Annotated in this window: 19 protein-coding genes; 7 read left to right on the top strand and 12 right to left on the bottom strand. The window is 72.5% G+C overall.

All coding sequences use genetic code 11. From position 1 onward, the window contains the following. Positions 1-25: 25 nt before the first annotated feature. Positions 26-547 carry a cysteine dioxygenase gene (locus ACFYW9_RS15420; protein ID WP_389150103.1) on the top strand — a complete coding sequence of 174 codons (522 nt, stop codon included), beginning with the start codon at positions 26-28 and terminating at the stop codon, positions 545-547. Beyond that, positions 544-957: a rhodanese-like domain-containing protein gene (locus ACFYW9_RS15415; RefSeq protein ID WP_389149717.1), complete on the top strand. Its 414-nt coding sequence runs from the start codon at positions 544-546 to the stop codon at positions 955-957. Before ACFYW9_RS15420 ends, ACFYW9_RS15415 begins: the two co-directional genes overlap by 4 nt. Positions 958-1,000: 43 nt before the next feature. Here ACFYW9_RS15415 and recX read toward each other — a convergent pair whose 3' ends face one another. Together recX and recA are read right to left on the bottom strand one after the other, a co-directional pair. Continuing rightward, the gene (gene recX / locus ACFYW9_RS15410; protein WP_389149714.1) at positions 1,001-1,927 is read right to left on the bottom strand and encodes a recombination regulator RecX; all 927 of its coding nucleotides are present in this window, start codon (positions 1,925-1,927) and stop codon (positions 1,001-1,003) included. A 3-nt stretch (positions 1,928-1,930) separates the two neighbouring features. Then, positions 1,931-3,052, bottom strand: a complete 1,122-nt coding sequence (gene recA / locus ACFYW9_RS15405) for a recombinase RecA (RefSeq protein ID WP_389149710.1) — start codon at positions 3,050-3,052, stop codon at positions 1,931-1,933. Between the two features lie 390 nt (positions 3,053-3,442). Between recA and ACFYW9_RS15400 the strand changes: the two genes are divergently transcribed. Further along, positions 3,443-4,219, top strand: coding sequence for a hypothetical protein (locus ACFYW9_RS15400; RefSeq protein ID WP_389149707.1), 777 nt, complete (start codon positions 3,443-3,445; stop codon positions 4,217-4,219). 30 nt (positions 4,220-4,249) lie between these two features. Here ACFYW9_RS15400 and ACFYW9_RS15395 read toward each other — a convergent pair whose 3' ends face one another. Next, positions 4,250-5,461: an AI-2E family transporter gene (locus ACFYW9_RS15395; protein WP_389149704.1), complete on the bottom strand. Its 1,212-nt coding sequence runs from the start codon at positions 5,459-5,461 to the stop codon at positions 4,250-4,252. A 71-nt stretch (positions 5,462-5,532) separates the two neighbouring features. Continuing rightward, a complete protein-coding gene (locus ACFYW9_RS15390; RefSeq protein WP_389149701.1) occupies positions 5,533-5,727 on the bottom strand; it encodes a DUF3046 domain-containing protein in 195 nt (64 codons plus the stop codon). Between the two features lie 80 nt (positions 5,728-5,807). On the opposite strand from ACFYW9_RS15390, the gene ACFYW9_RS15385 reads away from it, so the two are divergent. Beyond that, positions 5,808-6,752 carry a hypothetical protein gene (locus ACFYW9_RS15385; protein ID WP_389149698.1) on the top strand — a complete coding sequence of 315 codons (945 nt, stop codon included), beginning with the start codon at positions 5,808-5,810 and terminating at the stop codon, positions 6,750-6,752. 128 nt (positions 6,753-6,880) lie between these two features. On the opposite strand, the gene ACFYW9_RS15380 is transcribed toward ACFYW9_RS15385, so the two are convergent. Genes ACFYW9_RS15380 through ACFYW9_RS15370 form a run of 3 tightly spaced genes read right to left on the bottom strand, consistent with a single transcriptional unit; the run spans position 6,881 to position 8,927 of the window. After that, on the bottom strand, positions 6,881-7,189 hold the full coding sequence (locus ACFYW9_RS15380; RefSeq protein WP_351868090.1) for an AzlD domain-containing protein: 309 nt from the start codon (positions 7,187-7,189) through the stop codon (positions 6,881-6,883). Further along, entirely contained in the window at positions 7,186-8,034 is an 849-nt protein-coding gene (locus tag ACFYW9_RS15375; protein WP_389150100.1) for an AzlC family ABC transporter permease, read from the bottom strand. Before ACFYW9_RS15375 ends, ACFYW9_RS15380 begins: the two co-directional genes overlap by 4 nt. Then, positions 7,935-8,927 carry an AraC family transcriptional regulator gene (locus ACFYW9_RS15370; RefSeq protein ID WP_389149694.1) on the bottom strand — a complete coding sequence of 331 codons (993 nt, stop codon included), beginning with the start codon at positions 8,925-8,927 and terminating at the stop codon, positions 7,935-7,937. The genes ACFYW9_RS15375 and ACFYW9_RS15370 overlap by 100 nt, the downstream gene beginning before the upstream one ends. A gap of 159 nt (positions 8,928-9,086) precedes the next feature. Between ACFYW9_RS15370 and ACFYW9_RS15365 the strand changes: the two genes are divergently transcribed. From ACFYW9_RS15365 to ACFYW9_RS15355, 3 genes are read left to right on the top strand one after another with little or no spacing between them, the layout of a single operon-like run. After that, the gene (locus ACFYW9_RS15365) at positions 9,087-14,147 is read left to right on the top strand and encodes an ATP-dependent helicase (RefSeq protein WP_389149691.1); all 5,061 of its coding nucleotides are present in this window, start codon (positions 9,087-9,089) and stop codon (positions 14,145-14,147) included. 32 nt (positions 14,148-14,179) lie between these two features. Continuing rightward, positions 14,180-15,013 (top strand): Fpg/Nei family DNA glycosylase, encoded by an 834-nt coding sequence (locus ACFYW9_RS15360; RefSeq protein ID WP_389149688.1) that lies wholly within the window; start codon positions 14,180-14,182, stop codon positions 15,011-15,013. A 32-nt stretch (positions 15,014-15,045) separates the two neighbouring features. After that, on the top strand, positions 15,046-15,807 hold the full coding sequence (locus ACFYW9_RS15355) for an SDR family NAD(P)-dependent oxidoreductase (protein WP_389149685.1): 762 nt from the start codon (positions 15,046-15,048) through the stop codon (positions 15,805-15,807). 353 nt (positions 15,808-16,160) lie between these two features. On the opposite strand, the gene ACFYW9_RS15350 is transcribed toward ACFYW9_RS15355, so the two are convergent. The 5 genes from ACFYW9_RS15350 to rimO all read right to left on the bottom strand — a co-directional run bounded on the left by ACFYW9_RS15350 (position 16,161) and on the right by rimO (position 20,176). Further along, the gene (locus ACFYW9_RS15350; RefSeq protein ID WP_389149682.1) at positions 16,161-16,631 is read right to left on the bottom strand and encodes a Dps family protein; all 471 of its coding nucleotides are present in this window, start codon (positions 16,629-16,631) and stop codon (positions 16,161-16,163) included. A gap of 246 nt (positions 16,632-16,877) precedes the next feature. Beyond that, positions 16,878-17,255 carry a helix-turn-helix transcriptional regulator gene (locus tag ACFYW9_RS15345; RefSeq protein ID WP_326785134.1) on the bottom strand — a complete coding sequence of 126 codons (378 nt, stop codon included), beginning with the start codon at positions 17,253-17,255 and terminating at the stop codon, positions 16,878-16,880. Positions 17,256-17,364: 109 nt separating this feature from the next. Then, on the bottom strand, positions 17,365-17,910 hold the full coding sequence (locus tag ACFYW9_RS15340; RefSeq protein ID WP_389149678.1) for a CinA family protein: 546 nt from the start codon (positions 17,908-17,910) through the stop codon (positions 17,365-17,367). Further along, positions 17,907-18,701, bottom strand: coding sequence for a CDP-diacylglycerol--glycerol-3-phosphate 3-phosphatidyltransferase (pgsA, locus tag ACFYW9_RS15335; RefSeq protein ID WP_389149675.1), 795 nt, complete (start codon positions 18,699-18,701; stop codon positions 17,907-17,909). Before pgsA ends, ACFYW9_RS15340 begins: the two co-directional genes overlap by 4 nt. After that, complete coding sequence (gene rimO / locus ACFYW9_RS15330; RefSeq protein WP_389149672.1) at positions 18,698-20,176, bottom strand: 30S ribosomal protein S12 methylthiotransferase RimO; 1,479 nt, start codon at positions 20,174-20,176, stop codon at positions 18,698-18,700. Before rimO ends, pgsA begins: the two co-directional genes overlap by 4 nt. Positions 20,177-20,268: the final 92 nt, after the last annotated feature.

The raw sequence follows: 20,268 nt of genomic DNA, 5'->3' as shown, positions 1-20,268 counted from the left end.
GTCTGCCTCGGCAGCCGCCGCCTCCGTGCCCTCCGCGGTCTCCGGCGCACCCCGTACCCCCACGCAGGCCGACCTGCTGGCCTTCGTACGCCGTGCGGCAGCCGACGCCGAGCTGATCGCCTCGCTCCCCCTCGACCCCGAGGGCCGTACCTGGGTGCGGCTCGAAGGCCCCGGCGGCAGTGAGGCCTGGCTCATCGGCTGGCCGCCCGGAACCGGAACCGGCTGGCACGACCACGCCGAATCGGTGGGCGCCTTCCTCACCGCGCGGGGCGAACTCAAGGAGAACTCCCTCGCCGCCCGGCTGCCCGCCGACGGCTGGAAGACCCTGGAACTCGCCGAGGACATCGACCGGCAGCGGAAACTGCCGGCGGGCACCGGCCGCGGCTTCGGGCGCCATCACGTGCACGAGGTACTGAACGAGTCCGCCGAGGAGCACGCGATCTCGGTCCACGCCTACTACCCGCCGCTCCCGCAGATCCGCCGCTACAGCCGTACGGGCCCGATCCTGCGCCTGGAGCATGTCGAACGTCCGGAGGACTGGCAGTGAGTGACACCCGGCAGCCCATCGGCATCGACACCTTGCTGGAGCAGGTCCGCGCGGGCCTGGACCGGGTGGAGGCCGAGGAGGCCTACGAGGCCGTGCGGAGTGGCGAAGCACTTCTGGTCGACACCCGGTACGCCGCCCTGCGGGAACGGGACGGCCTGATCCCCGGCGCCCTCGTCGTCGAGCGCAACGAACTGGAGTGGCGGCTCGACCCCACGGGCAGTCACCGTGCCCCGGAAGCCACGAGCCATGACCTGCGGGTCGTGCTGTTCTGCGACGAGGGGTACGCCTCCAGCCTGGCTGCCGAGTCCCTGCGTCGGCTCGGACTGCACAGGGCCACCGATCTGATCGGCGGCTTCCAGGCGTGGAAGAGCGCCGGCCTTCCGGTGACGGCCACCGGCACGGGGAGCTGACCGCGCTCCTCGCGGACGGGCGCCCGGAGGATCAGAAGGGGGATCAGAATCCCTCGTCCTCGAGCCCTTCCGTGTCCTCGCCCTCTTCCTCCAGCGCCTGGCGGACCACGCGCAGGGCCATGCCCTGGGGGTAGCCCTTGCGGGCGAGCATGCCGGCGAGGCGTCTCAGCCGCTTGTCGCGGTCCAGTCCGCGGGTGGAGCGCAGCTTGCGCGCGACCAGCTCGCGCGCGGTCGCCTCCTCCTGCTCGGAGTCGAGCTGGCCGACGGCTTCGTCGATCAGCGTCGATTCCACGCCCTTGGTCCGCAGTTCCTGGACGAGTGCCCGCCGGGCCAGCCCGCGGCCATGGTGCCGGGACTCGACCCAGGCGTCCGCGAAGGCGCTGTCGTTGATCAGCCCGACCTCCTCGAACCGTGACAGCACCTCGTCCGCCACCTCGTCCGGGATCTCGCGCTTGCGCAACGCGTCCGCCAGTTGCTTGCGCGTGCGCGGGGTCCCGGTGAGCAGGCGCAGACAGATCGCTCGCGCCCGCTCAGCCGGGTCCCCCGGGGACTCCCCCTTCTCGGCCCTCGACGAGGTGGGGGTGTCTCCGTCCCGCGGGTCGCCGGACGGCTCACCGAAACCGCCGCGCCGTCGACGACCCCTTCCACCACGCGGTCCGCCGTCGGCGCGTCCACCGCGCCGGGCGACCGCGTCCGGCGAGCCGTGACCGCGCGGCAGGCCGTCACCGTGCCGTGCGTCACCGCTCGTCGAACCTCCGCCGTCCGGATCCCGTTCGTCCGGAGCGACGCCGTGGAAACCGTCGGCTTCGTGGAAACCGCCGTCGGTGCCGTACGGATGGCCTCCGTACCCCCCAGCACCGCCGTACGGCCTGTCACCGTCTCCGGCCGGACCGCCGTCACCCCCGCCGTATCCCTGCCCCTCGGGCGTGAGGGGGTAGGCGTACTCGGCCCAGTCGGTTCGTCGTGTCATGGACTAGCTCTTGGCCGCCGCGGCCCTGGACTTGGTGGTCTTGGCAGCCGGAGCGGGCACCTTCGCGGCGTCCTCCGGAGCGGCCGAGACCGCGGCGTCCACGCCGGGCTCGCCTGCGGGCTGCTCGGGCTTCACACCGACGCCCAGCTTCTCCTTGATCTTCTTCTCGATCTCGTTGGCGAGGTCGGGGTTGTCCTTCAGGAAGTTGCGCGCGTTCTCCTTGCCCTGGCCGAGCTGGTCGCCCTCGTACGTGTACCAGGCGCCGGCCTTGCGGACGAAGCCGTTCTCCACGCCCATGTCGATCAGACCGCCCTCGCGGCTGATGCCCTGCCCGTAGAGGATGTCGAACTCGGCCTGCTTGAAGGGCGGCGCGACCTTGTTCTTGACGACCTTGACGCGCGTGCGGTTGCCGACCGCGTCCGTGCCGTCCTTCAGCGTCTCGATGCGGCGGATGTCGAGGCGCACCGAAGCGTAGAACTTCAGCGCCCGGCCACCGGTCGTGGTCTCCGGGGAGCCGAACATCACGCCGATCTTCTCGCGGAGCTGGTTGATGAAGATCGCCGTCGTCTTCGACTGGTTCAGGGCGCTGGTGATCTTGCGCAGGGCCTGGCTCATCAGACGGGCCTGCAGACCCACGTGCGAGTCGCCCATCTCGCCCTCGATCTCGGCCCGCGGCACCAGGGCGGCGACGGAGTCGATGACGATGAGGTCCAGCGCACCGGAGCGGACCAGCATGTCCACGATCTCCAGGGCCTGCTCGCCGTTGTCCGGCTGCGACAGGATCAGGTTGTCGATGTCGACGCCGAGCTTCTTGGCGTACTCGGGGTCGAGGGCGTGCTCGGCGTCGATGAACGCCACCTGGCCGCCGGCCTTCTGCGCGTTCGCCACCGCGTGCAGGGTGAGGGTCGTCTTGCCGGAGGACTCCGGGCCGTACACCTCCACCACTCGGCCGCGCGGCAGGCCGCCGACGCCGAGGGCGACGTCGAGCGCGGTCGACCCGGTGGGGATGACCTCGATGGGCTCATTCGGCCGCTCGCCCAGGCGCATCACTGCGCCCTTGCCGAACTGTCGTTCAATCTGCGCGAGCGCGGCGTCGAGCGCCTTCTCGCGGTCGGTTCCTGCCATGGGTTCCACCCGGTTTGCTTGAGTCGATCGCTTCACGTCAAAGACGCTAACGCCTGCCACTGACAATGCGCCCCGACGCCCGTCCAGCCTGTGGATAACTCGGGCACATATCTGCCGAAACCATGCCGAATCACCCGTCGAAAGCTTCGCCGGAACCTCCATAAGAATGGATGTTCGATTTTCGTGTCAAGCGCATCACACGACTCTTCCGAGACTACGTTCGCGCTCCGACCACGACCGGGGATCCCCCGGTTCCGGGCCCCGGCACCCGCCCCGGCGCATCTCCGGAACCCGCTGCCCGCCCCGGACCGGGGCTACTCCCCGGGGCGTAGGGCCGGCGCCTTCGGCCGTACGACGACACCGCAGGCCCCGCCCGGCAGGCTGTGGGCCATGCCGACGACGACCCTTGCACCGACACCTCCGAAGCCCTCGCTCCGACCGGCGGAGCGGCTCTGCCGGGCGACGGGCGTCCTGCTCGTCCTCTCCGGCTCGCTGCATCTGCTGGTCTTCGCCGTCGACGGCGGTCCGTGGGACGGCCCCGTCTCCTGGCGCAAGCCCGTCACCTTCGGGCTCTCCTTCGGCCTGACCCTGATCGCGGTCACCTGGGTCACGTCGTACGTACGGATGGGGGCGGGGCGGCGCACCGCGCTGCTCGTCGTGTTCGCCGCGGACTGCGTGCTGGAGGTCGGCGGGATCACCCTTCAGGCGTGGCGCCGGGTTCCCTCGCATCTCGACATGGAGACCGGCTTCGACACGGCGGTGTCCATGATGCTCGCGGTGGGCGGCGGGATTCTGGTCGTGGTGCTGACCGCGTTCGCGGTCGCCTCGTTCCGCGACCGGCCCACGGGGCCCGCGGGCATGCCGCTCGCCGTGCGCTCGGGGTTCGCGGTCCTGCTCGTCGCGCTGGCCTCGGGCGCCGTGATGATCGCGCGTGGGGTCGTCCTCACCAGGACCGGCCACCAGGAGGCCGCGTACCACTCGACGGCTCCGCTCAAGCCTCTGCACGGAGTGAGCCTGCACGCCGTCCTGGTGCTGCCCGCGCTGGCCTGGCTGCTCTCCCGCACCGGCCGGAGCGACGAGGTCCGGCGGCGGATCGTGCGGGGAGCGGTCGGCCTCTACACGGCGGCCGTCGTGGCCGCCGGTGTCCAGGCCGTCCTCACCTGGTGAACGTCACCACCGGCCGGGCCACCGCGAACGTCACCGGCCGAGCCGCCGCCGCAGGCTCGCGAGGAGACCTGCCGAGCCGCGGGGGCGGTGCCCGTGCACCCGCGGGTCGTCCATGACGTCGTAGCGCTTCACGTACGCCCCCAGGAACGCCTGCAGGGTGGCGATGGCGGGGATGGCGATCAGCGCGCCCACGGCCCCGAGGAGCGCGGTGCCCGCGATCACGGACCCGAAGGCGACCGCCGGGTGGATGTCCACCGTCCTGGAGGTCAGCTTGGGCTGGAGCACGTAGTTCTCGAACTGCTGGTAGACCACGACGAAGACGAGCACCCACAGCGCGTACCAGGGGTCGATCGTGAAGGCGATCAGCATCGGCAGGGCGCCCGCGAGATAGGTGCCGATGGTCGGGATGAACTGCGAGACCAGACCGACCCACACACCGAGCACGGGCGCGTAGGGCACGCCCAGCGACTCCAGCAGGATGTAGTGGGCGACGCCCGAGATCAGCGCCATCAGGCCGCGTGAGTACAGGTAGCCGCCTGTCTTGTCGACGGCGATCTCCCACGCGCGCAGCACCTCGGCCTGCCGGGCCGGCGGCAGCACCGAGCACAGCGCGCGCCGCAGCCGGGGTCCGTCGGCGGCGAAGTAGAACGAGAACAGGGCGACCGTCAGCAGCTGGAAGAGGCCGCCGAGCACCTGTCCGGACACGTCCAGGACGCCGGTGGCGCTGTTCTGCACGTACTTGCGCAGCCAGTCGGAGTGGAGCAGGCCCTCCTGGATGTCGACCCGTCTGAGGTCGGTGTGGAAGTGCGTGTTGATCCAGTTGATGACCGAGTCGAGGTAGTCGGGGAAGCCCTCGATCATCTTGATGATCTGGCCCGCGAGCATCGAGCCGAGCAGGGTGACGAACCCGGCGACCATGATCAACGATCCCAGGAAGACGAGGAAGGTGGCCAGCCCCCTGCGCATGCCCCGTGAGGCCATCCAGCTGACCGCGGGTTCTATCGCGAGCGCGAGGAAGAACGAGATCAGGATGTTGATCAGCAGGTTGGTGAGCTGGTGGAACGCCCAACTGCCGAGCTGGAACACGGCGATGAGCGTGAGGGCGAGCACCATGGCGCGGGGCAGCCAGCGCGGCATGCGCGCGCCCTGCCCGGCGGCGTCGGCGCCCGGCGGACCGGGCGGCGCCGTGCCGAGCGGTGATGACTGCTGATCGACCTGCGCGTTCTCGTCTGTCGGGGCCACCCGCCAAGTCTGGCCCACGCCACCGACACCGGATCCACGTCCCCCCGGTCTTTCCCGGTCCTGGACTCCGTTCAGTGGTTCTCGTGCGGAACATTCATGTTCGCGCACACCACGCGCCACACCTCCTTGGCCTCCCAGCCCGCGTCCAGCGCCTCGTGGACGGTGCGCCCGCCGAGTTCCGTCATCACATGATCGCGCGCGAACGTCTCGGCGGTGCCCGCGCCGAAGTGATCAGCCATTCGCTGCCAGAAGACCGTCAACCGCATGACTCCAGTATCCCGCCCCTGAGGGTGGGCCCGAGCCGGGACCGCGTGCCGATACCGCTTTCCGCCCTACGGTCTGACGCATGGCCGAAACCGGAGCATCTCGACTCCCCCAGAAGCCCCCCGCGCACTCCCCCCTGGCCCGCGCCGAGCACTTCGTCTGGCTCACCGCGCGCGTGCTGGAGCAGCGCCGCTTCGCCTATCACTTCCTCGGAGGCGGTGCCGACGCGGTGGAGACGGCGCTGGCCGCCTACCGCAGCGACGACGACGGATACGGCCACGCGCTCGAACCCGATCTGCGCGGCCCGGTCAGCCAGCCGCTGCACACCGCTCACGCGCTGCGCGTCCTCGACTCGATCGGGCGCTGCGGCGGTCAGCGGGTGGAGCGGGTGTGCCGCTATCTGACCTCCGTGTCGACGGCGGACGGCGCGCTGCCCGCCGTCCGTCCCAGCCAGCGCGGCTATCCGGCGGCCCCTTTCGTGCCCGTCGTCGACGATCCGCCGAGCGAACTCCTCGCCACCGGCCCCGTCGTGGGCCTGCTGCACCGCAACGAGGTGTGGAACGCCTGGCTGTTCCGGGCCACGGACTTCTGCTGGCAGGCGGTGGAGTCCCTGGAGAAGTCCCATCCGTACGAGATCGAGGCGGCGGTCGCCTTCCTGGACTCCGCGACCGACCGCCCGCGCGCGCAGGCGAACGCCGACCGGCTGGGCCGGCTCGTGCGTGAGCAGCGGCTCGCCGCGCTGGACCCCGGGCGGCTGGAGGCCTACCCCGTCGCACCCGGGTACGCGCCGGGTGAGCACCACTTCCCGCACGACTACGCGCGGACTCCGGACTCGCTCGCGCGCGCGTGGTTCACCGACGAGGAGATGGCCCGCTCGCTGGACCACCTCGCGGACGATCAGCAGGAGGACGGCGGGTGGCCGATCCGCTGGCGGCAGTGGGCACCGGGCACGGCCCTTGAGTGCCGCCCCATGGTGACCGTCGAGGCCCTGCGCACGCTCCGGGCGTACGGCAGGGCCATCGGCTGAGGCCTGCGGGGGGCCGGTGTCCGGGTGGTGTCCGGGCACACCGGAGTGCCCCCGTGCCCGGCCCCTCGCCGGGGACAGGGGGCACACCGGCCTTGTCCCCTGTCCGAGCCCGCGCCCGCGCCCGGGTGTCAGCCGGTCAGGGCGCGGACCCCTGCCGTCACCGCCACGGCCGCGGCGACGACCACCAGGAACGGGGCGCGCAGGATCAGCGCGACGGCCGCCGCGGCGAGCCCGGCGGCCTTCGCGTCGAGGACGAGGACCCGCCCGTCGGCGAAGGCCTGCTGGGCCGTGAGAGCGGCCAGGAGCGCGACGGGCAGCAGGGCGGCGAGGCGCTGGACGAGCGGCCGCTCCAGGACGCCCGCGGGGATCAGCAGACCGATGAGCTTGACGGCGTAGCAGCCGACGGCGGTGACGCCGATGGCGATCCAGATGTTCAACGTACGTCTCCTGACGCGTCCGGCCCGTTGTCGTGCGTACCGGCCGGTGAACCGTGCTCCGCGCGGGCCTGTGAACGGTTCCGCACGTCGGACGGGGACCCGTTCTCCGCACCGGCCGGTGCCCCGTCCGCCCCGTCCGCGGAGGCGGCGCGGGCTGTGTCCGCGCGGCGGCGCCCCGTCGCCCAGAGCACGGCGGGGGCGGCCAGGGCGGCCACCAGCACCGGGACTCCGGCGGGCAGCACGGGCAGCAGCCCGAGCCCGAGAAGCACCGCGATTCCCGCGACGGCGCGTTCCGTGGCGGTCTTCAGCATCGGCGCGAGCAGCGCGAGGAACACCGCGGGCCCGGCCGCGTCCAGGCCCCACGCGTCGGTGTCCCCGATGGCCTCGGCCCCGGCCGCGCCGAGGAAGGTGGTGAGGTTCCACAGCAGGTAGAGGGACAGGCCGGTGACGGTGAAGCCGATCCGGACGCTGCGGCGGGTGGGCTGCGCGAGCGCCACGGCCGTGGTCTCGTCGATCACCCACTGCGCGGCGAACGGGCGTACCGCGCGCGGGAGGGCCAGGAGCTGGGACAGCCGCAGCCCGTAGAACGCGTTCCGGACCCCGAGGAAGAACGCGCCGGCGGCCGCGGTGAGCGGGTTGCCCCCGGCCGCGAGCGCGCCCACGAGCGCGAACTGCGACGCCCCGGTGAACACCAGGAGGCTGAGGGCGCAGGTCTGGAGCAGGCTGAGCCCGCTGCCGGCCGAGGTCACCCCGAAGGCGAAACCGGACAGTCCGACGGCGACCCCGACTCCAAGGGCGTCGCGGACGACGGCCGTGTCGGGTTTTCCGCCTTCTTCACTGCGTATGTCTGGGAGAGCTGTCTGTTGTGCCACGCGTCGGACGGTATGAGGAGTCGCCCCTCGGTGTCTTGTACGTTCTTGCGCTCCCGCTGGTAGGCGCCCGGAGGCACGCCCACGATCCGGCCGAAGTGGCGGTTGAGGTGCGGCTGATCCGTGAAGCCGACGGCGACGGCCGCTTCGGCGGGGGTGGACCCGGCGTCCAGGAGGTGCCGTGCGCGGCGCACCCGCGCGTCGGTCAGCCAGGTGTGGGGCGGCATGCCGTAGGCGTCCCGGAACGCGCGCAGCAACGCGAACGGGCTGGTGCCGAGATCCGCCGCGAGCCGCTCCAGGGTCGGCGGCTCGGCCATCCGCTCGTCCAGCACTCCACGCGCGCGTGCCGCGAGCCGGGCACCCGCGGTGCGCACGGCCCGCTGCGGCAGCGGCCCTCCGTTCAGGCGCAGCAGCCGGGTCACGGCGACCCTCAGCAAGGTGTCGGCGGCCAGCGCGTTGCCCTCCTCCGCGGCCCTGAGCACCTGGTGGACCAGGCCCGCCGCATACGGGTCGTCGAGGACCGGGCGGCTGAATCCGGGAGTGCCGCGAAGGGTGGTCGTCTCGGCGGCGATCTCGGCCACCATGTCCGGCGAGGGGTACACAGCCCCGTATCTCCAGCCCTCGGGAACGCCCGCGCGCCCGGTGTGCGGGGTGTCGGGATTGACCAGTGCCAGCGAACCCGGTCCCGCGTACCGGTCGGCGCCGCCGTGCTGGAAGACCTCGACGCCCTCGGTGACGGCGGCGATGACGAAGTTCTCGTGGGTGTGGCGTACGAAGATCTTCTCGACGTAGCGGGCCCGCAGCAGATCGACACCGGGCAGCTCCGCGTACTGCCAGTGCCGTGCCCGCTCCTGCCCCGAACCTGCCACCTCCTCATTGTCCGCCACCGAGCCGGGACCGACCGCCGACGCCTGCCCGCTGTGCCCGCTTCTGCCCGGATCCGGCGGCGCACCGCGCCCCCGCTCCGCTCAGCCGCGACGTTCTCGCAGGTCGGCGCGGTTGTCAGTGGGCGGGTGCAGGATGGACGCATGGTCAGCTCCGCACACCGAGCGCTCGACGGCTTCTCCCCCGCGACCCGAGGCTGGTTCACGGGGGCCTTCTCCGCGCCCACCGCGGCCCAGGCCGGGGCATGGGCGGCCATCGGCGCGGGCTCGGACGTGCTGGTCGTGGCCCCCACCGGTTCGGGCAAGACGCTGGCCGCGTTCCTCGCCGCGCTCGACCAGCTGGCCTCGACCCCGCCTCCCGCGGACCCGCGGAAGCGCTGCCGGGTTCTCTACGTGTCGCCGCTCAAGGCGCTCGCCGTCGACGTGGAGCGCAATCTGCGCAGCCCGCTGACCGGCATCCGGCAGGAGTCCGTGCGGCTCGGGCTGCCGGAGCCGGAGGTGAGGGTGGGCATCCGTTCCGGCGACACCCCGCCCGCCGAGCGCCGGGCGCTGGCCACCCGTCCGCCGGACATCCTGATCACGACCCCCGAGTCGCTGTTCCTGATGCTGACCTCGGCCACGCGCGACGCGCTGACCGGCATCGAGACGGTGATCCTGGACGAGGTGCACGCGGTCGCGGGCACCAAGCGCGGCGCCCATCTCGCGCTCACGCTGGAGCGCCTCGACGAGCTGCTGCCGAAGCCGGCCCGGCGCATCGGCCTCTCGGCGACGGTGCGTCCCGTGGACGAGGTGGCACGCTATCTCTCGCCCCGCCGCAAGGTGGAGATCGTCCAGCCGCCGTCCGGCAAGGAGTTCGACCTGTCCGTGGTCGTCCCGGTGGAGGACCTGGGCGAGCTGGGCGGGTCCCCGGCCGCCGACGGCAAGGAGGGCGCGGAGAAGCCGTCCATCTGGCCGCACGTCGAGGAGCGGATCGCCGACCTCGTCCAGTCCCACCGCTCGACGATCGTGTTCGCCAACTCGCGCCGCCTGGCCGAGCGTCTGTGCAACCGGCTCAACGAGATCGCGTACGAGAGGGCGACGGGCCGGCCTCTGGAGGAGGCGCACGCGCCGGCCGAGCTGATGGGCGTCTCGGGCGCGGCGCAGGGGGCTCCGCCGGTCATCGCCCGTGCTCACCACGGTTCGGTCTCCAAGGAGCAGCGGGCGCAGGTCGAGGAGGACCTGAAGGCCGGCCGTCTGCCCGCCGTGGTCGCCACCTCCAGTCTCGAACTGGGCATCGACATGGGCGCGGTCGACCTCGTCGTCCAGGTGGAGTCGCCGCCGTCCGTGGCCTCGGGGCTCCAGCGGGTGGGCCGTGCGGGTCACCAGGTCGGCGCGGTGTCCACCGGTGTCGTCTTCCCGAAGTACCGGGGCGACCTGGTACAGGCGGCGGTGGTCACCGAGCGGATGCGTACCGGCTCCATCGAATCCCTCCGGGTCCCCGCCAATCCTCTGGACGTGCTGGCCCAGCAACTCGTCGCCATGACGGCGCTCGACACCTGGCAGGTCGACGATCTGCTCACCACGGTCCGCCGGGCGGCCCCTTTCGCCTCGCTCCCCGAGTCGGCGTTCACCGCCGTGCTCGACATGCTCGCGGGCCGTTATCCGTCGGACGCCTTCGCCGAGCTGAGGCCGCGGGTGGTGTGGGACCGCGTCGCGGGCACGGTGACCGGCCGCCCCGGCGCCCAGCGCCTCGCCGTCACCTCCGGGGGCACCATCCCCGACCGCGGACTCTTCGGGGTGTTCCTCGCGGGGTCCGACCCCAAGAAGGGCGGCGGCCGGGTCGGCGAACTCGACGAGGAGATGGTCTACGAGTCCCGGGTGGGCGATGTCTTCACCCTCGGCACCAGCTCCTGGCGCATCGAGGACATCACCCGGGACCGGGTCCTGGTCTCCCCGGCGCCCGGCGTCCCCGGCAGACTGCCCTTCTGGAAGGGCGACCAGCTCGGACGCCCGCTCGAACTGGGCCGCGCGGTGGGCGCGTTCCTCCGCGAGGTCGGCTCGCTCCCCGAGGCCGACGCCCGCCTGCGTCTGCTCGCCGCCGGCTTGGACGCCTGGGCCGCCGACAACGTCATCGCGTACCTCACCGAGCAGCGCGAGGCGTGCGGGCACGTCCCGGACGACCGCACGATCGTCGTCGAGCGCTTCCGCGACGAGCTGGGCGACTGGCGTGTGGTCGTGCACTCCCCCTTCGGCGCCCAGGTCCACGCTCCCTGGGCCCTCGCCCTGGGCGCCAAACTCTCCGAGCGCTACGGCATGGACGCCCAGGTCATGCACGCGGACGACGGCATCGTGCTGCGGCTGCCCGACGCCGATCTGATGGGCCTGGACCTGCTCGACCAGGCCCCCCTGAAGGCGGGCACGGAGTACGACGCCGAGCAGGCACCGGTCGGCGCGGCGGACGTCGCCTTCGACAAGGGCGAGGTCAACCAGATCGTCACGGACCAGGTCGGCGGTTCGGCCCTCTTCTCCGCCCGCTTCCGCGAATGCGCCGCCCGCGCCCTGCTCCTGCCGCGCCGCAACCCCGGCAAGCGCACCCCGCTGTGGCAGCAGCGCCAGCGCGCCGCCCAACTGCTCCAGGTGGCCAGTGAGTTCGGCTCGTTCCCGATCGTCCTGGAAGCGGTGCGCGAATGTCTCCAGGACGTCTTCGACGTCCCGGGTCTCACGGAGCTGATGGGCGACATCGAGTCCCGCAAGGTCCGCCTCGTCGAGGTCACCACCCCCGAGCCCTCCCCCTTCGCCCGCTCCCTGCTCTTCGGGTACGTCGCCCAGTTCCTGTACGAGGGCGACTCACCGCTCGCCGAGCGGCGGGCCGCCGCCCTGTCGCTGGACTCGCGCCTGCTGGCCGAGCTGCTGGGCCAGGCCGAACTGCGCGAGCTCCTGGACGCCGACGTCCTGACCGAGCTGGAGCGCGAGCTCCAGTGGCTCACCGAGGACCGCCGCATCAAGGACGTGGAGGGTGTCGCCGACCTGCTGCGGCTGCTCGGGCCGCTCACGGAGGCCGAGCTGGCCGAGCGGGGCGCGGAGCCGCCGTGGGCGACGGAGCTGGCGGCCGCCCGCCGCGCCATCCGGGTCCGGATCGCCGGAGCCGACCACTGGGCGGCGATCGAGGACGCGGGCCGGCTGCGCGACGCGCTCGGCACGGCGTTGCCCGTCGGCGTCCCGGAAGCCTTCACCGAGCCGGTCAAAGATCCGCTGGGCGATCTCCTCGCCCGGTACGCGCGCACCCACGGCCCGTTCACCTCGGCGACGGCCGCCGCCCGCTTCGGTCTCGGCACGGCCGTCACCGACGGCGCGCTGCATCGCCTCGCGGCGAACGGCCGGGTCGTCCAGGGAGAGTTCCATCCGGCGGGCATCGGCCAGGAGTGGTGCGACGCGGCGGTGCTGCGCAGGCTGCGCCGCCGTTCGCTCGCGGCGCTGCGCCATGAACTCGAGCCGGTCCCGCCCGCCGCGCTCGCCCAGTTCCTGCCGCAGTGGCAGCACGTGGGCAGTGGCCACGGGCTGCGCGGCATCGACGGACTGGTGCGTGCCGTCGAACAGTTGCAGGGTGCGTCGGTGCCGGCGTCCGCGCTGGAGAAGCTCGTGCTGCCGTCCCGGGTCGCCGGTTACACGCCCGCGCTGCTCGACGAGCTCACGGCCGCCGGTGAGGTGGTCTGGGCCGGGGCGGGTTCACTGCCGGGCAAGGACGGCTGGGTGTCGTTGTATCTCGCGGACGCCGCCCCCCTGCTCCTTCCGGCCGCGCACCCCCTGGAGCCGACCGCGCTGCACCAGTCGGTCCTCGACGCCCTCTCGGGGGGCTACGGCCTGTTCTTCCGTCAGATCGCCGACCAGGTCCGCGCCACCACGCACCCCGACGCGACCGATCCGCAGCTCGCCGACGCGATCTGGGAACTGGCCTGGTCCGGGCGCCTGACGAACGACACGCTCGCGCCGATGCGCTCCCTGCTGGGTTCGGGCCGCACCGCGGGATCGACCGCCCACCGCGCCAAGCGTCCGGTCCCCCGCGGGCGCTACGGCTCCCTGACGGGAGGGGCGCGCCCCCAGTCGCGTACGGGTCCCCCCACCGTGGCGGGCCGCTGGTCGCTGCTGCCCGAGCGTGAGCCCGACGCCACCGTCCGCGCCCACGCCCTGGCCCGCACGCTGCTCGACCGGCACGGGGTGGTGACCCGGGGAGCCGTCGCGGCGGAGGGTGTCGAGGGAGGCTTCTCGGCGGTGTACCGCATCCTGTCGGCCTTCGAGGACAGCGGCCAGGCACGACGGGGCTATGTGGTCGAGGGGCTCGGCGCGGCCCAGTTCGCCATGGACGGCGCGGTGGACCGGCTCCGGGCCGCGGCCAACGCGCGCGACCGGGGCGCCGCTCTCTTCGACCCCGGCGTCCCGGACGACTCCCCGGCCGCCCACGGCTTCCCGGACACCGCCGCCTTCCCGCCTTCCGGCCCGGGCTTCGACGGCAAGGGCCACGGCGAGGCGTACGCCGACCGGGGCGGCATCGAGGACGGTCCGGATTCCCTGAACGACCTCACCCGTGACTTCCCCCTCGGCCCCGACTCCCCGCTCGGCCCCGGATCCGCCCTCGACTTCGACTTCGGCGACGACCACACCTTCTCCGGCGACTCCGCGCTCACGGCCGGCTCCCCGCACCCCGATGTGTCCCACCCCGGCGCGCCCCACAGCCGGAACACCCGGCCCGACCGCGGCGGCTCGCCGTACCCGGCGAACGGTTCCGGCCACCCCGGCGGTGCGGGTTTCCCGGGCGCCCGCCCCCGTTCCCGTACCGCCTCCCCCGCTGTCGTGCTGGCCGCCGCCGACCCCGCGAACGCCTACGGCGCGGCCCTCCCGTGGCCCGAGTCCCCGACCGAAGCGGGCCACAAGCCGGGCCGCAAGGCGGGTTCCCTGGTCGTCCTGGCCGACGGCGAACTGGCTCTGTACATGGAACGCGGCGGCAAGACACTGCTGGCCTGGCCGGCCGACCCGGACAGCCCCCTCGCGCAGGACACCCGCCTGGGCGCCGCGGCGGAGGCCCTCGCCGCCGCCGCCCGCGCGGGCTCGCTCGGCACGGTCACCGTCGAGCGGATCAACGGCGCCCCGGCCCTCACCTCACCCCTCGGCACTCTCCTGGAAGGAGCGGGCTTCATCGCCACCCCGCGCGGACTCCGGCTTCGCGCCTGACCGGCCGCCCCCACCCGTGCCACCCTGGAGTCATGCCCGAAGGAGACACGGTCTGGCAGGCCGCGAGGCGCCTGCACGTCGCCCTCGCGGGCAAGGTCCTGACCCGTTCCGACCTACGGGTGCCCCGGTACGCCACGGCCGACCTCACCGGTCGCGCCGTCCTGGACGTCACCCCGCGCGGCAAGCACCTCCTCACCCGGATCGAGGGCGGTCTGACCCTGCACTCGCATCTGCGGATGGACGGCTCGTGGAAGGTGTACGACACCGGCCGACGCTGGAGCGGAGGCCCCGCACACCAGATCCGGGCCGTCCTCGGCACGGCGGACCGTACGGCGGTCGGCTACCGCCTGCCCGTGCTGGAACTGCTCCGCACCACCGACGAGACCCGCGCGGTCGGTCACCTCGGCCCCGACCTCCTGGGTCCCGGCTGGGACCCGGACAGAGCCCTGGAGAACCTTCTTCGCGACCCCGACCGCGCCCTCGGAGAGGCCCTCCTGGACCAGCGCAATCTCGCCGGCATCGGGAACGTGTACAAGAGCGAGCTGTGTTTCCTGCTCGGTGTCACCCCCTGGCTGTCCGTCGGCGCGCTGCCCGCCGACCGTGCCGCCCAGCTGCCGGCCCTCGCCAAGAAGCTGCTGGAGTTCAACCGCGACCGTCCGGTCCGTGTCACCACCGGGCGCCGCGAACAGAACCTGTTCGTGTACGGGCGCACCCCGCGCCCGTGTCTGCGCTGCGGGACACCGGTCCGCTCGGGGAACCAGGGCGACGGATCCCGTGAGCGCCCCACGTACTGGTGCCCCCGCTGCCAGACGGGCCCCACCCCGCCGCCCGCCCGTCCGCCCAGCAACTTGCGCACGACCAATTGACGACCCGTCAGATTCCTTCGTACGGTCCCTTCATGGGCCTCCCCGCGTACGACCTCACCGGACGCACCGCATTCGTCACCGGCGCGGCCGGCGGCATCGGCCGCGCGGCGGCGGTCCTGCTCGCGGAGGCGGGCGCCACCGTGCACTGCGCGGACGTCGACGAGCCGGGCCTGCACGAGACGGCGACGCTGATCAAGGGCCAGGGCGGCACCGCGCTCGGTCACCCGCTCGACGTCACCGACCGGGCCCGGGTGCACGAGGCCGTCGCGTCGTGCGGCCGTGTCGACGTCATGGCGGCGGTGGCCGGGATCATGCACAGCAGCCCGGTCCTGGAGACTCTGGACGAGGATCTGGACCGGGTGCTGAACGTCAACTTCAAGGGGGTCCTGTACGCCTGCCAGGAGGCCGCACGCTCCATGATCGAGAACGGTGTCCACGGCAGCGTCATCACCATGGCATCGGGCGCCATCGACTCCGGCGGTCCGGGCCTGTTGTGCTACAGCGCGGCCAAGGCGGCCGTCGTCCAGCTGACGAAGACGCTGGCGACCGAGGTCGGTCCGCACGGCATACGCGTCAACGCCGTGGCACCCGGCTGGATCCGCACGCCCATGACCGACCGTCACGGCGAGCGCCAGGCGCATACCGAGGCCTTCATGGCACGCCTGTCACCGCTGGGCCGCGTCGGGGAGCCCGAGGACATCGCCCACGCCGTCCTGTACCTGGCCTCGGACGCCTCGGCATTCACCACCGGCCAGATCCTGCGCCCCAACGGCGGCGTCGCCATGCCCTGGTAGCCCACCCGCCACCACGCCCGTACCCGCGCCGGCCACCCCGCCGGCGATCCCACCACCGGTCCGATCCCACGGCACCGGCGGCCCGGGACTTCGGGACGCAGTGCACCGGCAGCAGGCTGAGCCCCCACCCGCCCGCGGCGACCGCTCCCTCGAGGACCCCGGCATCGGGCGCGAGAGCGAGCCGGAGCACGCTGAACCACCACAGCGCGCCGAGCGCCAGGCAAGCCCCCCGGCGCACTGTCCGCCCTGCCATGGCACCTCCTCCGGCGCGGCACCGGGCCGCCGATCTCACGCGCGAGCAGGGCACACCGTCGGCACGCGGCACCGGCCGGGGCGAAGCGGCTCCCGGGCGCTCACCCGTTCTCCGCCTGGAACATCCAGTGATGCTTCTCCAGGTCGGCGGTGATCCCGATGAGGATGTCCTGGCTCACCGGATCCGGGTCCGCGGTGACGGCGACCCGTTCCCGCATCCGTGCGATCACCGCACCGAGCGCCTCCACGAGGGTCCGTACGGCGTCGGCGTCCTTGATCCAGCCCGCGGGCGTGTCTCCGACGCCGCTGCTCGACGCCACCGTGGCGGCCCGCCCGTCCGGCGGGACACCCAGGGTCGAGGCGCGTTCCGCCACGGTGTCGGAGTGCAGTCGCGCGATGTCCACGACCTCGTCGAGCTGGAGGTGGACGGAACGGAAGCGGGGCCCCACCACGTTCCAGTGGACCTGCTTGGCCACGAGGGAGAGGTCCACCAGATCGACCAGGGCGCCCTGGAGCGCCTCGGCGACGGTCTTCAGGTCCGCGTCGGACAGGGAGCTCTTCACGACGTACATCCGCATCCTCCGATTCACGACGCCTTTGCCGGCCGGCCTCGCGGGCCGCGGCGGTCACGACGGCCGGCGCCGGCTTCGCCGGGTCCCTCCACCATGGGGGCCGCGCCGGATACCGGCAAATGGGCCCATGAGGGACCGCGGGGAACACGGAAGCCCCGGCCCGGCTCCCCCGGGTCTCCCCGGAAAAGCCCCGGCCGGGGCTTCGGTGATACGTCTCTCAGCTCAGGAAACGCGAGCTGGTGAGCGTCAGGCGGCGACGACGTCGACCGCTTCGGCAGGCGCCTTGATCGTGACCCGTTCCGGTGGCACACCGGTCACCGATACGGAATTGAGCATCGGGCGACGCACCGGTGCGGACACCGGTGCGGTGGCCGCAGCCGACTGTGCCAGCTCGGCGAGGGCGAGCTCGTCGCTCACTTCCCGCATGAGCTCGGACATCCGTACGTCCAGCGCGTCGCAGATCGCGGAGAGCAGTTCGGAGGATGCCTCCTTCTGCCCCCGCTCCACCTCGGAGAGATAGCCGAGTGAGACTCGGGCGGACGAGGAGACTTCGCGCAGAGTACGGCCCTGGCGCTGGCGCTGCCGACGCAGCACGTCACCCAGCAGGCGACGGAGCAGAATCATCGGTGGCTCCCTCCTCGGACCGCGTAGCCGCATCCTTCACGCCCCACCGTACCGCCTTGCGCCGCGGCCGTGCGGGGAGCGATGTCGTGTTCACTCAGGGCTGCAAACATCAAAACCCCCCGTTCTGTTCCGTATCCTGTGCCCGCTCATTCCCGGTCTGTTCGCCCACGAGCTCCCGAAGAAGCGCCGCGAGTACGCTGCGTACACTCTCCATACGGATTTCCGCCCGGTCGCCGTTCAACCGCAACGGCACCACTTTCCCGCCGCGAACGGTGCCGGAGGGGCCTTCGAAGGGCCCGTCGACGGCCACGTAGACCGTACCGACCGGCTGCCCGTCCTGCGGATCGGGACCGGCGACGCCCGTGGTCGCGATCCCCCAGTCGGCTCCGAGCGCCTTGCGCACCCCGGCCGCCATCTGTGCCGCGACCTGGGCATCCACCGCACCGCGTTCGGCCAGAAGAGTGACATCGACGCCGAGCAGTTCGTGCTTCAGTTCGGTGGCGTACGCGGTCACGGAGCCCCGGAACGCCTTCGAGGCACCCGGCACCGCGGTGATCTCCGCGGCCACCAGGCCACCGGTGAGCGACTCGGCGACGGCGAGCGTCTCGCCCCTCACCGTGAGTAGTCGCACCACTTCGGCGGCCGTGGGACTCACCGCTCGGCCTCCGCGGCGGCCGCCCGCCGCTCGGCGATTCCGCGGCGGCGCAGCACGACGGCCTGCCGCACATAGTCGAGCCCGGTGACCACGGTCAGCACGATCGCGACGCCCATCACCCAGAACCTCAGACTGGCCAGCGCCCCGGTCAGCGGCAGGATGTACATGCCGACCGCCGTGCCCTGGGCCAGCGTCTTCAGCTTGCCGCCGCGGCTCGCCGGGATGACCCCGTAGCGGATCACGACGAAGCGCAGCAGGGTGACGCCGAGCTCACGGCCCAGGATCACGAAGGTGACCCACCAGGGCAGGTCGTCGAGGGCGGACAGGCAGACCAGCGCCGCGCCCATGATCGCCTTGTCGGCGATGGGGTCGGCGATCTTCCCGAAGTCGGTGACCAGGTTGTACGTGCGCGCCAGATGACCGTCGAAGATGTCGGTGATCATGGCCACGGCGAAGGCGGCCCAGGCCCAGGCCCGCATGGCGGGGTCGTATCCGCCGTCGGCCAGCATCAGCGCCACGAAACCCGGCACGAGGACGAGCCGGATCATGGTCAGGATGTTGGCGATGTTCCACAGGCTGGCCTGGTTGACGGCCGCGGCGCCCAGCTTCCCGCCACGAGGCGTCTTCGGGCCTTCCGGGGCGCCGGACGCAGCCGAGGCACCGGAGGTGCCGGGAGCGCTCGACGCACCCGACGCACCGGGGGCGCCCGTCGCGCCGGATGCGCCGGGGGCGCCCGTCGCGCCTTTGGCGCTCGGGGAGCCGCCTGCCGCGGATGCCGGGGCTCCGGTCATCTGGCCGCCTCCTCAGTACACACGAGCGAGCCGAGGAGAAGCGGCTCGGCCACCAGGTCGACACCTTCCGTGCCGACCACCTTGGCCTCGACGATACGGCCGACGACCAGACCTTCGGCGCTCGTGAACAGGACCTGGCCGTCCGTCTCCGGCGCCTGGTGCGCGGCGCGGCCGTACGCGCCGTCCTCGTCGTCGACGCTCTCGACCAGCACGCGCACGGTTTCGCCCACGCGCTCCTCCGCGCGCTGGGCGACCAGTTCCTCGGCGAGCCGGGACACGCGCGCGAGGCGCTCGGCGACGACGTCCTCGTCCAGCTTGTTCTCGTACGTCGCCGCTTCGGTGCCCTCCTCGTCGGAGTACCCGAAGACGCCGATCGCGTCGAGGCGGGCTCCGGTGAGGAAGCGCTCCAGCTCCGCGAGGTCGGCCTCGCTCTCGCCGGGGAAGCCCACGATGAAGTTGGAGCGCACGCCGGCCCCCGGGGCCTTGGCGCGGATGGTGTCGAGCAGCTCCAGGAAGCGGTCGGTGTCACCGAAGCGGCGCATCGAGCGCAGCACGTCGGGCGCGGAGTGCTGGAAGGACAGGTCGAAGTACGGGGCGACGTTAGGCGTCGAGGTCAGGACGTCGATGAGCCCGGGGCGCATCTCGGCGGGCTGGAGGTAGCTGACCCGCACCCGCTCGATGCCGTCGATCTCGGCCAGCTCGGGGAGCATCGTCTCCAGGAGACGGATGTCACCCAGGTCCTTGCCGTACGAGGTGTTGTTCTCGGAGACGAGCATCACTTCCTTGACGCCCTGCTCGGCCAGCCAGCGCGCCTCGTTCAGGACGTCGCTGGGACGGCGCGAGATGAACGAACCGCGGAAGGAGGGGATGGCGCAGAACGTGCAGCGGCGGTCGCAGCCGGAGGCCAGCTTCACCGAGGCGACCGGGGATCCGTCCAGGCGGCGGCGCAGGGGCGCACGGGGGCCGGAGACCGGGGCTACGCCCTCGGGGAGGTCGGAGGGGGTGCCGTGGCCGGGAAGGGCCACTTCCTCGCCGGCGCTCTGCCGCTCGGCCGGGCTGATCGGCAGCAGCTTGCGCCGGTCGCGCGGGGTGTGGGAGGCGTGGATGCCGCCGTTCAGGATGGTCTGGAGGCGGTCGGAGATGTCGGCGTAGTCGTCGAAGCCGAGCACGCCGTCGGCCTCGGGGAGCGCGTCGGCGAGTTCCTTGCCGTAGCGCTCGGCCATGCAGCCGACCGCGACCACGGCCTGGGTTCTGCCGTGCCCCTTGAGGTCATTGGCTTCGAGGAGGGCGTCGACGGAGTCCTTCTTGGCGGCTTCGACGAACCCACAGGTGTTGACGACGGCGACGTCCGCTTGCTCGGCGTCCTCCACGAGTTGCCAGCCGTCCGCCTCCAAGCGGCCTGCGAGCTCCTCCGAGTCCACCTCGTTACGGGCGCAGCCAAGGGTGACGAGTGCGACGGTACGGCGTTCAGGCATGGGCTCAAGACTACTTTGTCTGGCCGACACCCCACGTCGACGGGGTTGGCCGATCTTGGCCAACCCCGTCGACGGTGTGCTGCTGGGGACCC

The organism is Streptomyces sp. NPDC002698 (assembly GCF_042888945.1).
In the GTDB taxonomy this organism is placed as follows: domain Bacteria; phylum Actinomycetota; class Actinomycetes; order Streptomycetales; family Streptomycetaceae; genus Streptomyces.
This window is presented reverse-complemented; position numbering and strand designations above follow the sequence as displayed.

Coding starts and splice junctions, on each gene's coding strand:
- recA (WP_389149710.1), bottom strand. CDS start 3,052: ATGGCAGGAACCGACCGCGAGAAGGCGCTCGACGCCGCGCTCGCGCAG.
- ACFYW9_RS15350 (WP_389149682.1), bottom strand. CDS start 16,631: ATGTACGTCGTGAAGAGCTCCCTGTCCGACGCGGACCTGAAGACCGTC.
- ACFYW9_RS15365 (WP_389149691.1), top strand. CDS start 9,087: ATGGTCAGCTCCGCACACCGAGCGCTCGACGGCTTCTCCCCCGCGACC.
- ACFYW9_RS15355 (WP_389149685.1), top strand. CDS start 15,046: ATGGGCCTCCCCGCGTACGACCTCACCGGACGCACCGCATTCGTCACC.
- recX (WP_389149714.1), bottom strand. CDS start 1,927: ATGACACGACGAACCGACTGGGCCGAGTACGCCTACCCCCTCACGCCC.
- pgsA (WP_389149675.1), bottom strand. CDS start 18,701: ATGACCGGAGCCCCGGCATCCGCGGCAGGCGGCTCCCCGAGCGCCAAA.
- ACFYW9_RS15390 (WP_389149701.1), bottom strand. CDS start 5,727: ATGCGGTTGACGGTCTTCTGGCAGCGAATGGCTGATCACTTCGGCGCG.
- rimO (WP_389149672.1), bottom strand. CDS start 20,176: ATGCCTGAACGCCGTACCGTCGCACTCGTCACCCTTGGCTGCGCCCGT.
- ACFYW9_RS15360 (WP_389149688.1), top strand. CDS start 14,180: ATGCCCGAAGGAGACACGGTCTGGCAGGCCGCGAGGCGCCTGCACGTC.
- ACFYW9_RS15400 (WP_389149707.1), top strand. CDS start 3,443: ATGCCGACGACGACCCTTGCACCGACACCTCCGAAGCCCTCGCTCCGA.
- ACFYW9_RS15345 (WP_326785134.1), bottom strand. CDS start 17,255: ATGATTCTGCTCCGTCGCCTGCTGGGTGACGTGCTGCGTCGGCAGCGC.
- ACFYW9_RS15385 (WP_389149698.1), top strand. CDS start 5,808: ATGGCCGAAACCGGAGCATCTCGACTCCCCCAGAAGCCCCCCGCGCAC.